Origin of the sequence: uncultured Thermus sp. (genome assembly GCF_938010445.1) — a bacterium.
Classification (GTDB): domain Bacteria; phylum Deinococcota; class Deinococci; order Deinococcales; family Thermaceae; genus Thermus; species Thermus altitudinis.
Genome location: NZ_CALLUR010000162.1, coordinates 1 through 10,879, shown reverse-complemented (window position 1 = coordinate 10,879; position 10,879 = coordinate 1). Strand labels below are relative to the sequence as shown.

Annotated in this window: 14 protein-coding genes and 1 other RNA gene; 4 read left to right on the top strand and 11 right to left on the bottom strand. The window is 65.2% G+C overall.

What is annotated here, in order from left to right:
- On the top strand, window positions 1-427 hold a 427-nt coding region (locus Q0693_RS09000; RefSeq protein ID WP_298630959.1), incomplete at its 5' end, for a DUF5693 family protein.
- The gene (gene csaB / locus Q0693_RS08995) at window positions 412-1,404 is read left to right on the top strand and encodes a polysaccharide pyruvyl transferase CsaB (protein ID WP_243031394.1); all 993 of its coding nucleotides are present in this window, start codon (window positions 412-414) and stop codon (window positions 1,402-1,404) included. The genes Q0693_RS09000 and csaB, both read left to right, overlap by 16 nt.
- On the opposite strand, the gene Q0693_RS08990 is transcribed toward csaB, so the two are convergent.
- Genes Q0693_RS08990 through miaA form a run of 4 tightly spaced genes read right to left on the bottom strand, consistent with a single transcriptional unit; the run spans window position 1,379 to window position 5,564 of the window.
- Entirely contained in the window at window positions 1,379-2,488 is a 1,110-nt protein-coding gene (locus Q0693_RS08990) for a hypothetical protein (protein ID WP_298630954.1), read from the bottom strand. The two genes, csaB and Q0693_RS08990, sit on opposite strands and share 26 nt — an antisense overlap.
- Window position 2,489: 1 nt before the next feature.
- On the bottom strand, window positions 2,490-3,233 hold the full coding sequence (locus Q0693_RS08985) for a 3'-5' exonuclease (RefSeq protein ID WP_243031397.1): 744 nt from the start codon (window positions 3,231-3,233) through the stop codon (window positions 2,490-2,492).
- Window positions 3,233-4,648, bottom strand: a complete 1,416-nt coding sequence (gatA, locus tag Q0693_RS08980) for an Asp-tRNA(Asn)/Glu-tRNA(Gln) amidotransferase subunit GatA (protein ID WP_298630948.1) — start codon at window positions 4,646-4,648, stop codon at window positions 3,233-3,235. The genes Q0693_RS08985 and gatA overlap by 1 nt, the downstream gene beginning before the upstream one ends.
- 7 nt (window positions 4,649-4,655) lie before the next feature.
- The gene (miaA, locus tag Q0693_RS08975) at window positions 4,656-5,564 is read right to left on the bottom strand and encodes a tRNA (adenosine(37)-N6)-dimethylallyltransferase MiaA (RefSeq protein ID WP_298630945.1); all 909 of its coding nucleotides are present in this window, start codon (window positions 5,562-5,564) and stop codon (window positions 4,656-4,658) included.
- An 18-nt stretch (window positions 5,565-5,582) separates the two neighbouring features.
- On the opposite strand from miaA, the gene Q0693_RS08970 reads away from it, so the two are divergent.
- Window positions 5,583-5,990 carry an Hsp20/alpha crystallin family protein gene (locus Q0693_RS08970; RefSeq protein WP_243031402.1) on the top strand — a complete coding sequence of 136 codons (408 nt, stop codon included), beginning with the start codon at window positions 5,583-5,585 and terminating at the stop codon, window positions 5,988-5,990.
- Here Q0693_RS08970 and Q0693_RS08965 read toward each other — a convergent pair.
- The 3 genes from Q0693_RS08965 to Q0693_RS08955 form a co-directional block, all read right to left on the bottom strand.
- On the bottom strand, window positions 5,984-6,562 hold the full coding sequence (locus Q0693_RS08965; protein ID WP_243031403.1) for a thymidine kinase: 579 nt from the start codon (window positions 6,560-6,562) through the stop codon (window positions 5,984-5,986). The two genes, Q0693_RS08970 and Q0693_RS08965, sit on opposite strands and share 7 nt — an antisense overlap.
- A gap of 279 nt (window positions 6,563-6,841) precedes the next feature.
- Window positions 6,842-7,057 (bottom strand): 50S ribosomal protein L31, encoded by a 216-nt coding sequence (gene rpmE, locus Q0693_RS08960; RefSeq protein ID WP_243026797.1) that lies wholly within the window; start codon window positions 7,055-7,057, stop codon window positions 6,842-6,844.
- Between the two features lie 79 nt (window positions 7,058-7,136).
- Window positions 7,137-7,319: a hypothetical protein gene (locus Q0693_RS08955; protein WP_243031409.1), complete on the bottom strand. Its 183-nt coding sequence runs from the start codon at window positions 7,317-7,319 to the stop codon at window positions 7,137-7,139.
- 43 nt (window positions 7,320-7,362) lie between these two features.
- On the opposite strand from Q0693_RS08955, the gene rnpB reads away from it, so the two are divergent.
- Window positions 7,363-7,732: RNase P RNA component class A (gene rnpB, locus Q0693_RS08950), an RNA gene on the top strand.
- Between the two features lie 292 nt (window positions 7,733-8,024).
- Here the strand turns inward: rnpB and Q0693_RS08945 are convergent.
- The 4 genes from Q0693_RS08945 to Q0693_RS08930 are packed head-to-tail and all read right to left on the bottom strand — an operon-like array spanning window position 8,025 to window position 10,688.
- Window positions 8,025-9,119 (bottom strand): hypothetical protein, encoded by a 1,095-nt coding sequence (locus Q0693_RS08945; RefSeq protein WP_298630937.1) that lies wholly within the window; start codon window positions 9,117-9,119, stop codon window positions 8,025-8,027.
- Entirely contained in the window at window positions 9,116-9,475 is a 360-nt protein-coding gene (locus Q0693_RS08940) for a hypothetical protein (RefSeq protein WP_298630935.1), read from the bottom strand. Before Q0693_RS08940 ends, Q0693_RS08945 begins: the two co-directional genes overlap by 4 nt.
- 11 nt (window positions 9,476-9,486) lie before the next feature.
- Complete coding sequence (locus tag Q0693_RS08935; protein ID WP_298630932.1) at window positions 9,487-10,347, bottom strand: hypothetical protein; 861 nt, start codon at window positions 10,345-10,347, stop codon at window positions 9,487-9,489.
- Between the two features lie 8 nt (window positions 10,348-10,355).
- Window positions 10,356-10,688 (bottom strand): hypothetical protein, encoded by a 333-nt coding sequence (locus tag Q0693_RS08930; RefSeq protein WP_298630929.1) that lies wholly within the window; start codon window positions 10,686-10,688, stop codon window positions 10,356-10,358.
- Between the last annotated feature and the right edge of the window lie 191 nt (window positions 10,689-10,879).

Genomic DNA, 10,879 nt, shown 5'->3' with positions numbered 1-10,879 from the left:
AGGTGCCCTAACCCGCCTTTTCCTCCACCCCTTGCGCCTGGGTGAGGTGGCCTTGGCGGGGCTCGCCCTCCTTCTCCTGGGCCTGGCCCTTCTGCGCCGGGGCAATGACGCCCCCTTGGTCCCCGAGCTGGAGCTCAAGCTGAGAAGCCTCCTCCAGGACCTCATGGTGCGCCCCCGCTTCAAGGAGGTCTTCGGCCACGCCCTTTTTCCCGTAGCCCTCCTCCTCCCCTGGCCCAGGTGGGTGCAAAACGGCCTCCTCTTCCTCGCCGCCCTGGGGGTGGCCTCTATCCTGAACACCTTCAGCCACTTCCACACCCCCCTTCCCATTTCCTTTTTCCGGGTGGTGAACGGTGCCCTCTTGGGCCTCCTCCTAGGGCTTCTCGGGGTTATGCTGGTAAGGAGGCTTCGGGCATGGTGGTTGGGGTAGCGGGGTACTACGGGTTCAAGAACGCGGGGGACGAGGCCATCCTCGAGGCCATCGCCCGGGAGCTTAAGGCCCGGGGGCACCAGGTCTTGGCCCTTTCCGGCGACCCCAAACAGACCGCCAAGGAGCACGGCATCCGGGCCGCCCACAGGCTCAATCCCCTAGCCCTCCTCCAGGCGAACCTCTGGCTTTTGGGCGGGGGCGGGCTTTTGCAGGACGCCACCAGCTCGCTAAGCCTTCTTTACTACCTGTCCGTGCTCCGGGCCGCGCGTTTTTTCCGCAAGAAGGTGGTGGTCTTCAACCAGTCCCTAGGCCCCCTCTCCCCTTGGGGAGAAAGGCAGGTGGCGCGGGCCCTAAGAGGAGTACCCCTGATCCTTCGGGACCAGGATTCCTGGGAATACGCGAAGCGCCTGGGCCTATCCCCCACCCTGGGTGCCGACCCCGCCCTTCTCCTTACCCCACCCCCTGTAAAGCGGGAGGAGGACCTGGTCCTGGTCATCCCTAGGGCCGGGGTGGGGGAAGAAGCCCTAAGAAACCTCTACATCACCGCCAACCACCTATTCCACGAGGGGAAAAGGGTCTTGGTCCTACTTCTCCAACCCGGCTACGACGACGAGGTGGCCAAGGTGTTCTATCTCCACCGTATTGAGGCCACTTCGGACCCCAGGCGGGTCCTTTACCTGGCCGCTCAGGCGGGGTACGTGATCTCCATGCGCCTGCATGGCCTTATCCTGGCGGCAGCCGCGGGCACCCCCTTTGCTGCCCTTTCCTACGACCCCAAGGTGGCCGCCTTCGCCAAGGAAACCGGGGCCTACTACCAGGAGCTTCCGGGTGACCCCATCAAGCTTTCCAAGGCCGCCATGTATGGCCGCTACCCCGACTGGGACAAGGTGGCCGCCCTAAAGGAGAGGGCTCGGCAAAGCTTTGATCTGGCCTTGGGCGAGGCCAGCCCCGTCAAAAAACCCCACGGACACGGCTGAGCCGGCCCTTCAATCCCTCGGCGAAGGCCTGGAGGTCGGAAAGCGCCTCCTCCACCCCCTGTCTGAGCAGGAACTCCCCTGGGGAGAGGCGCTTGAGCAGGAGAAAGGGCGGCTGGGAAAGTACCTCCACCCCCTGGCGCACCACCTCGGGGATAAGGCCCTCCTCCAGGGCCTCCGCCTCCAAGTCCGCCAGCAAAAACACCTCCCCCATGGACTTTCGGGAGAGCAAAAGTAGGAAGGCGGCGAAGGCTCCGCGCTCGGAAAGCTCCGCCACCAGCCGGTCCTCCAGGGACTCCACCGCCTCGAGGTCCACAACCCCTTCCCGCAACAGATCCTCCAGGTCCAAGGGGGAAAGGGGGAAGCGGGCCTTGAGACGCACCAGGCGGCTCACCGCCTCCGGGGAAAGGTACCCTACCCCTTCCGGCACCCCCTCCTTTTGCGACTCCGGCGCCAAAATGGCCACGTAAGCCCCTTGCTGCCGGAAGGTTTTCAGCAGGGCCGGCTCCCCCTCCCCTGGACGCAGCAGAACCAACTGCACCTGGCGGCGCCCCAAAGGGGCTTTGTACACCCAGGGCGGGCCTCCTTCCAAGAGGAAGCCCAGCCGCCTCAACTCCTCGGTAACCCCCGGAGGCTCCCAGGCCCTTTGCGGCTCGTTGGGGAAAAGAACCTCTCTGGGATAGGGAGTAACCCGCACCCGCCGCTTCTCCGGCTTGGGATCCCCCATCTCCTTGGGGTCCTTCCCGGAGTTGACCGGCCTGGCTTCCCGCTTCTCGGGTGGGGCCGCTTCCCTGGACTCCGCCTGTCCGAGCCGGGGCAGGCCCCTGGGAGTGGCCTTAAGTTCCACCTCCTCGCCGCGGAAGTGGAGGAGGATGGTTTCGTTCACCGCAAGGCGGCGTTTCTGATAGTAGGGCAAAAGCCCCCGCACCACCCCCTGTTTCCAATCCACCTCCCCCTCGTACACCTCCCCATCCTCGTCCACGAAGCGCACCCGCTCCTTGCCGAGGAGATGCTGACGGAGGGAAACGGTCAAGGCCATGGTGCCCGTTTGAATACAGGTGCTGGTCAGCACATACCGTGCGGTCATATCACCTCCCGAGGTCCATCAAGGGACGGGGAATCCCTGCAGTGAGCATATAGTACACCTCATAGGCCACGGCGAGGGTGCGCTCCACATCCCCCAGGGCCCGGTGGGCTTCCCTAGGAGGAAGCTCCAAGACTTGGGAAAGAGCGTCCAGGCCGTAGCGCTTGAGGCCGGGCATGGCCCTTTTGGCCAGGCGGATGGTGTCCACCACCGGGTTCTCCAGGGCGTAGCCCATGCCCTCCAAAGCGGGCCGCAAGAAGCCCAGGTCAAAGCTGGCGTTCTGGATCACCAAGGTGGCCCCTTGCAAAAGGGGGTAGGCCTGCTGCAACACCTCCTGGAGGGAAGGGGCCTCCTCCAGCTCCCAGGCGCGAATCCCGGTAAGCCTCTCAATGAAGGGGCTGGGAGGGCGGCTTGGGCGTACCAGGCTCTGAAAGCTCCTCCGCTCCCCCCGCTCCAGCCGCACCAGGCCCAGCTCGATCACCTCGTTGAGGCCAGGGGCAAGCCCCGTGGTCTCCAGGTCCAAGACCACCACCGCCTCCCCAGGATGGGGAAAAGGGTAATGCCATTCCCAAAGCCCCACCTCCTCCCCCAAGAGGAAACGCCCGTCCAAAAGGGGCCGCACCACCGGCTCCACCGGACCCCTGAGGCCCAGGGCCTCCCCCAGGACGGGAAGGGGCAAGGGCCTGCCCTCGGCCCGAAGCCGTCGCGCTAGGCGGGTAGCCAGGCGGTGGCGGAAAAAGGCATCCACTAGAAAGCCTCGCCTAAAGGAGTACGAAGGAAAGCCCGGTCCGTAGCCTTTTCAAAAGCCAGGGCCACCTGCAGGAGGAGCTCATCCCTACCCCAGGGGGCGAAAAGCTGGAGGCCCACGGGAAGGCCATCCTCAAAACCCGCGGGGAAGGATAAGGCGGGAAGGCCCGCCAGGTTAGCCCCCACGGTGTAGAGGTCCTCCCGGTACATGGCCAGGGGATCGGGCCTTCCCCCCAAGGGAAAGGCAGGGTGGGGGGTGGTGGGAAGAAGGAGGAGGTCCACTTCTTGGAAAAGGGCCTGGGCCTCCGCCTTAAGCCGCCTGCGGAAGGCCTGGGCCCGGCCGTAATAGGCCTCGTAGTAGCCACTGGAGAGCACGAAGGTGCCCACCAGGATGCGGCGTTTGACCTCGAGGCCAAACCGGGCCCGGGTTTCCTCCACCACCCGCCAAAGCTCCTCCCCTTCCGCCCGGAAACCGTAAAGGGTCCCGTCGTAGCGGGCCAGGTTGGAGCTGGCCTCTGCGGGAGCCAGGATGTAGTAGGCGTTGAGGGCCAGGGGCAGGGAAGGCCAGGAAACCTCCTTTACGGAAAACCCCAGACCCCGGAAAACCGCCATGGCCTCCTGCAAAGCCCCCTCCACCCCGGGGCTGTTCCCGGAAAGCCCCTCCCGCACCACCCCAAGCCGCAGGGAGGGCAGGGGCGCTTCCAGAGCCTCCTGGAACCTGGGCCTGAGGTCCAGGCTGGTGGCGTCCAAAGGATCGGGGCCGGAGATGGCGTCCATGAGGAGGGCCAGGTCCTGCACCGAGCGGGCCATGGGACCGATCTGGTCCAGGCTGGAGGCGTAGGCGATGAGGCCATAGCGGCTTACCCGGCCGTAGGTGGGTTTCAGGCCGTAAATCCCACAGAAGGCCGCGGGCTGACGCACGCTTCCCCCCGTGTCCGAGCCCAGGGCCAAAGGGGCCAGATCCGCCGCCACCGCCACCGCACTTCCCCCACTGGACCCACCGGGCACCCGGGTAGGGTCAAAGGGGTTCCGGGTGGGGAAAAAGGCCGAGTACTCCGTGGAGGAACCCATTCCGAACTCGTCCAGGTTGGTCTTGCCTATGACCAGTGCGCCAAGGGCCTTTAGCCGGGCCACCGCCGTGGCCTCATAAGGGGGTAGAAAACCCTCCAAAAGCCGGCTTCCCGCGGTGGTTCGCATCCCCCTGGTAACGATGTTGTCCTTCACGGCCACGGGAAGGCCGGCAAGGGGAAGACGGGGGTCCAGGGCACGGGCCTCCTCCAGTACCCCCTCGTTTACGGTAAGGAACGCTCTCAGTCCTGGATCCAAGGAGCGGATCCGCTCCAGGTAGACCTGGGCCACCTCCAGGGGGGATACCTCCCCTTGCGCCACCTTAGCGCGGATCTCGTGGGCCAACATGCCCCTACTATAGCCGGAAGTGAAGGTTAAGCCAGTCGCGAAAACCTAGGTAGGCCTCCTCCCCACCCCTCGGCAAGTAGGTGACGTCGCCGGGCTCGCGCCGGAACCAGGTGTACTGCCGCCTGGCGTAGGCCTTCACCGCCTGGATATCCCGGGCCAGGGCTTCCTCCAGGCCGTACTCCCCCCTCAGGTACCCCACCACCTCCTTGTAGCCAATGGCCTGGAGGGCGGTGGGCATGGTGGGGTACCGCTGCAAAAGGGCCTTTACCTCCTCCACCAAGCCCCGGGCGAACTGGCGCTTGGCCCTTTCCTCCAGCTTGGGGAAAAGCCAACCGCGCTCGGGCCAGAGAACCAGCTTCCTGTAGGCAAACCGGGGCGGGCGAGGGGGAAAGCGGGCGGGGGGGATTCCCGTGCGCCTCACCACCTCCAAGGCCCGCACCAGCCGCCTGGGGTTTTTATCCACCCGCAGGGCATCCTCCGGGCTCATCCGGTAAAGCTCGGCCGCCAAGGCCTCCAGACCCCTTTCCTCCAGCTCTCGCCAAAGGGCTTCCTGCACCTGGGGATCGGGTGGCGGCAGGGTGGGAAGCCCCTGGGAAAGGGCCCGGATGTAGTACCCCGTCCCCCCCACCACCAAAGGGATGCCTCCCCGGGCCAGGATATCGGCGATGGCCGTTTCCGCCAGCTCCACCCAGCGCACCACACTCAGGGCCTCCGAGGGATCCAGGATGTCCACCAGGTGGTGGGGCACCTTCCCCCTCTCCTCCAGGGTGGGCTTGTCCGTGCCGATGTCCAGACCCCGATAGACCATGGTGGCGTCGGCGGAAACCACCTCGAGGGGAAGCTCCTCCCCAAGCCTCAAGGCCAAGAGGGTCTTACCGCTTCCCGTAGGCCCCGCCAGAACCGGTATCGCCTGCACATCCCTTATGCTAAGGGCATGCTGGAACGCCTAGACCGCCTGGAAACCCTGCGCAAGCTAAAGGAACTGCAGGAGCGCATCGCCGAGCTGGCCTACCGGCTTACCGGGGAAGAGGCCGCCACCTGGGTCCCCCGGGTGGACCTCCTGGAGGAAGAGGACCACTACGTTCTCCTCGTGGACCTTCCCGGCGTGCGTCCCGAAGACCTAGAGCTTCTGGAGGAGGGAAGCCGCATCACCCTGGCGGGCATCCGCCACCCCTCGCCTGGGGTTTACCTCCTGGAGGAAAGGCCCATGGGCACCTTCCGCCGTACCCTGGACCTCCCCGGCCCCATAGAGGAAGGCACCGCCCAAGCCAGCCTGCGCCAGGGGGTTCTGGAGGTTCGCTTCAAAAAGCGCCAGGGGGCCAGCCTGCCCCTCTCTCAGTAGTCCACTTGGTGGCAGGCCCGGCACCGGGGCTCGTAGTGCTCCTTGGCCCCCACCAGGATGATGGGGTCCGTGTACCGGGCCGGTTTGCCGTCCACCAAGCGCTGCGTACGGGTGGCCGGGGCTCCGCACTGGGCGCAGATGGCGGTGAGCTTCTCCACGAACTCCGCCCGGGCCAGAAGCTCCGGCATGAGGCCAAAGGGTTCCCCACGGAAGTCCAGGTCCAGCCCCGCCAGGATCACCCGCACCCCCTGCCGGGCCAGTCCCTCCGCCAAGGGCAAAAGGCCGGCATCCAGAAACTGCACCTCGTCCACGGCCACCACCTGGGGCCAGGGGGATAGGTACGCCTCTATTTCCCTGGCCTCGCCCACGGGGATGGCCTCCACCCGCTGGCCGTCGTGGCTCACCACTTGGCTTTCGTGGTAGCGGGTATCCAGCCTGGGCTTGAACACCAAAACCCGCTGCCGGGCGATAAGGGCCCGCTTAACCCGGCGGATGAGCTCCTCGCTCTTGCCGGAGAACATGGGCCCGGCTATGACCTCAATCCAACCTTGGCGATGCAATACCGGAGGCATCCCCCGGATTTTAACCGGGGATAGGGTAACCCCAGGCCAGGCCCCTGAACCTCAGGTCAAGGTGTCCACCAGCACCGGCAAAAGGCCACCTTGGCCCCGGCCCCAGGAGGCAGGCAGCTGCCCGAGGGCGAAGACCGCCTGCTCCCAGGGGCCATTAGGACCCCTGGGGCCAGCTTCCCCTGGAGGTGCGCCAGGGAGGACCCAGCAAGGAAACCCTCCTTCTAGGAAGAGGAAACGAGGCCCCGAAGGGCCTCGTCTTTCCCCAACGCCAGCGTAGCCTCAGCGCCCCTTGCGGTAGGAATCCCCGTAACGGCGCTGGAAACGCTCCACGCGGCCTTCCGTGTCCACAAAGCGTTGCTGCCCCGTGAAGAAGGGGTGGCAGTGGCTGCAAACCTCCACGTGGATCTCGGGCCGGGTGGAGTAGGTGTGGATCACGTTGCCGCAGCCGCAGATGATGCGGGCGGGAACCAGCTTGGGGTGGATGCCTTCCTTCACGTTTCGCCTCCTTTCGCACGGTCTTGGCCGTGCGCAAAACCGCCTTCTAGTTTAACCCTTGCCCTGGCTTGCCGCAAGCCTACGGCGGGGGCAGACGCCGCCACCTGGGGCCGAAGAGTCTTCGGCGGAGGCGCTCCCAGGCCACCCAAGCCGCCCCGAGGCCTACGGCCAGGGCCATAAGAAGCCAGATCACCCCCAAAACCCCAAGCCCCACCAAGGCCAGGAGAAGGAGCACCAAGGGCCAATACCAAGGAACCCCCACCCCTTCACTTTACCCTAAAAACGGGCTAGAATGGAGGATGCCCCAGGACAGGGGGGCGGTCGCGCCCGGGAGCCGAACCTCCCGGGTGAGGAAAGTCCGGGCACCATAGGGCAGGGTGCCAGCTAACGGCTGGGCGGGGTAACCCGACGGAAAGTGCCACAGAGAAAAGACCGCCAGCGGCCAGGCTAGGCCTGGTGCGGGCAAGGGTGAAACGGTGGGGTAAGAGCCCACCGCGCCTCCTGGCAACAGGGGCGGCACGGCAAACCCCACCCGGTGCAAGGCCCAGTAGAGGGGAAGGGCTTGCCCGGCCCGCCAAAACCCCTGGGATGGGCTGCTTGAGGCCGGCGGCGACGCCGGTCCCAGATGTCATCCGTCATGCTTTCAGGACAGTATCAGTCACGCTATTAGGTCAATGGACTGAGTATCGTCATGGTTTTAGGACAGCAAGTTGAGCCGTTATGCAAGCAAAGGTTGCTTAAGCCACGCTCATAGGTTGCTTAAGCCACGCTAATCCTCCACACCTCCACCCTCCCGTCCTCCACTCCACCACCCACCGCTTGGGCAGGGGCTTGAACCCACCCTCCCGCGGGATCTCCGGCACCTCCTCCTCCTCCCGCACCCAGACCCCCCGCACCCCCGCATAAGCCCAGGCCACCCCCTGTGGGAGCGCCTGGGCCGGATGCTAGGACGAGAAGAGAAATCTGACTAGATGGGAACGTACGCAACGTATGCTGGTTGACTGAACGATGGGTTTGTCCGCATCCAAACAGATCCAACGCCCAGATACCCCCTACCGGCCAGCCGCGTTCCGTAGGGGCGCACGCTTATTGTGGCGTTTGAGGTGAGCGGGATCAGCGCTAGGGCCCGCAGGATGGGGGGCACCGTGAGGTTTGAAGGATCTAGGTTGATCGATCCCGTTGCCAGAGCAAAATCGTGGTCTGCATCCCCCCACGATGCGGGAGCAGAGCGCACCTGGGTGCGCAACGTGGGGGTGCCGAGATTATCGGCTACTCCGTTATCCGAGTAGGATGCGGTCGGGGGGATGTCGTACTTCAGCGTCCCCGCCGTGCCTGGAGCCACCAGGCTGCCGTCGGGCATGATGGCCCGCCAGGCTGGGCCGGAGGGGGACAGGTCAACGTTTGGCAACGCCGCATCGTTGTCAGGTATGATGCGGATCTCTCCGTTTACCAAGGCCAGCCCAGCTACCAGGTAGCCCGGGCTTATGCCGAGAGAAACGTCTGCGATGCCAAATGGTCCCCTGTCGTGCCGCCAAGACAGGGGACCAGACCCCGTTATCATGTAGCTTATCGAGGACGTGTCCCCGGGCACCTTTCCGTCGGATCTCCGTCCGAACAGGGCGGGGTTGGTGCGGTCTCTGCCGTATGGGTCTGGCCCGCTCACGGGGTCGTTCCCGTTCCCGATGGCATAGATGCTGAGCAGGGCCATCGCGGCCCATTCGGCATTGGTGAGGAGGTGAAGGCCGGGGCCCATATTTCGCGTGGCGAGGACCCATGCGTTGAAATGCTCAAGGGACGGCGGGACTCCCGGGACGCTCACCGCCTCGCCGTTGGCGATATGGGAAGGGTACATCCCGATCCAGATTTCGCTCACCTCACGCCCGCCCACCATAAAGGCGGGGTGCACCCCGCTGCCCAAGGACGGGTGCAGGGTCTCCACCCGGAACTTGGGGATGGCCCGAGCAAAGATGGGTTGTCCCTTTTTCGTGTATAGAACGGTGTTCAGTCCGCCCGACGCCGCTTCTACTGCCTGCCTAAGCGAGTCTTTGACCGAAAAAATCATGCTCCACCTCCAGCTTCAGATTCCTGCCCGAACCCGGGCAGGGCAAAAAGCCGCACCACTACCAGTTCGGGATTGACCGGCTCCCACGTCTGCACAGGCATGGGGAAGACCTCCCCATCCGGCCCCAACACCTCAACCACCTCGGTCGTGTACCGCCTGGGCGGCAGGATGACCTCGGCCCCCAGCCACTCGGTGGGGTCCAGGGTTGGGGCGCCCTCCGCATCCACGTAGAGGTAGATGCGCCCCCCAAAGGGGTCGGCTCCCTCGAGGCCCACCTCGAGGCCCCCCACCACCAGCCGCCCGCTTTCCAAATGGGCTTCCCAAAAGCGTCCTTCCCCTACCCTCTCAACCGTCATGCTCCCTCCCTTCAGACCACGGACATGTCCACGGCCATCCACCGGATCACCACATCGTCGGCCTCGCCGCGGTGCTCGATCACAAATGCGTTTCGGGTTTTGTTGGCGACCACGAGCTCAACCCGCCCGGGGTCGCTGGCCCCCTCCACGTGCAGGAACACCGCGTAGGCAGTGCTGGGCATGGGAGTGGGCAGTGCCACGGTGGCGGTAGCGGGCAGCAACGTCCAGATGGACGGCTGGATCACTGTCCGCAGGTCGGTAATGGTCCCTGCAAAGGTGGCCCCCGTGTCCCCGGCGGGGACTGTGATCCTGGCCAGGGGCAGGCCGCCCTCTGGGGCGGTCGTCCCCTCACTGAGGAAGGGCTCGCCGCTGTTGTCCAGGTAAAGGATGTAGTTGATGGTGGTGGTGCCGTAGTTGGGCGGGACCCCGATGCCGTTGGGCCGGGCCGCGTAGTAGCGACGAAATCCCCCATGCACCGCTTCTCCCTCGGCGATGGAGAGGCTCCGCCACGTGCCGGTGGTTACCTGGAGCCCGGAGACCACATATTTGCGCGGGATGTACACTCGCCCCGTCTGGATGGCCCGCTCCCGGAGAGCGGAAACGCCATCCTGGGCGCCCTTCGCCAGGGACAGGGCGTAGGAGCCCAGCACAGAAGCCGCCCGGAGAGCTGCCCGGTCCCTCATGCCGTACTGGGCCATAATGCGAGCGAAGGGGCCCAGCTCGATGATATCGTTGGACTGCGAGCGAACGATCCCTTTGCTGCTCGTCTTGGGGATGGTGCCTCCCCCGGATTCGATGGTCTCGGCGGGCTGCCAGTCATCGCTCAGGCCCAGCCCCTGCAAGACTTCCAACAGTTCCTCTATGTACGGCATATTCCCTCCTACTCCAGGGTCACCTCAAGGCGGTCAATCAGCGTGAGGCCGGCCTCCAGGTCGATAGGGTCCCGAACCCGCCGGTACAGGAGGACCCGGTTTCCGTTGGCGTCGCGTCCAAAGAGCCCGATCTCCCGGAGGGTCCGGGTCCCCACGCCCTCCCAAGCCAGGGCGTACTCCAGCACCGCCCGATCCCCTTCCAGGCGTTTACTGATAAGGTTCGTGTAGACGGGGTTGGAAAGGGACGTAGCGTTCTGAGCCCCCGAGGAGCCCCAGCCCGCTTCCGTCACCAAATCCAAAAGCCTTTTCAGCAATTCGCGCTTGGCATACGCGGTGAACATCAGAACTCCACCTCCCCAAATACCTCGGACCTCAGAGCCCTATCTCCAGACTGCACCCCCAGCAGAATCCTGGGGCGATCCATAGCGAAATCTCCCCCTACGAAGGGCCATCCGTCCAGAGGGGGCGCCCACATAGTCCGCAACGCCGAAGAGGCTCCCAAGCGGGGCCTTACAGATCCCTGCCCTGCACT

What these genes read in the sequence shown, in the direction of transcription:
- Q0693_RS08940 (WP_298630935.1), bottom strand. Translation starts at nt 9,475, where the DNA reads ATGACGGTTGAGAGGGTAGGGGAAGGACGCTTTTGGGAAGCCCATTTG.
- Q0693_RS08965 (WP_243031403.1), bottom strand. Translation starts at nt 6,562, where the DNA reads ATGCCTCCGGTATTGCATCGCCAAGGTTGGATTGAGGTCATAGCCGGG.
- Q0693_RS08935 (WP_298630932.1), bottom strand. Translation starts at nt 10,347, where the DNA reads ATGCCGTACATAGAGGAACTGTTGGAAGTCTTGCAGGGGCTGGGCCTG.
- Q0693_RS08970 (WP_243031402.1), top strand. Translation starts at nt 5,583, where the DNA reads ATGCTGGAACGCCTAGACCGCCTGGAAACCCTGCGCAAGCTAAAGGAA.
- gatA (WP_298630948.1), bottom strand. Translation starts at nt 4,648, where the DNA reads ATGTTGGCCCACGAGATCCGCGCTAAGGTGGCGCAAGGGGAGGTATCC.
- Q0693_RS08930 (WP_298630929.1), bottom strand. Translation starts at nt 10,688, where the DNA reads ATGTTCACCGCGTATGCCAAGCGCGAATTGCTGAAAAGGCTTTTGGAT.
- Q0693_RS08945 (WP_298630937.1), bottom strand. Translation starts at nt 9,119, where the DNA reads ATGATTTTTTCGGTCAAAGACTCGCTTAGGCAGGCAGTAGAAGCGGCG.
- Q0693_RS08990 (WP_298630954.1), bottom strand. Translation starts at nt 2,488, where the DNA reads ATGACCGCACGGTATGTGCTGACCAGCACCTGTATTCAAACGGGCACC.
- csaB (WP_243031394.1), top strand. Translation starts at nt 412, where the DNA reads ATGGTGGTTGGGGTAGCGGGGTACTACGGGTTCAAGAACGCGGGGGAC.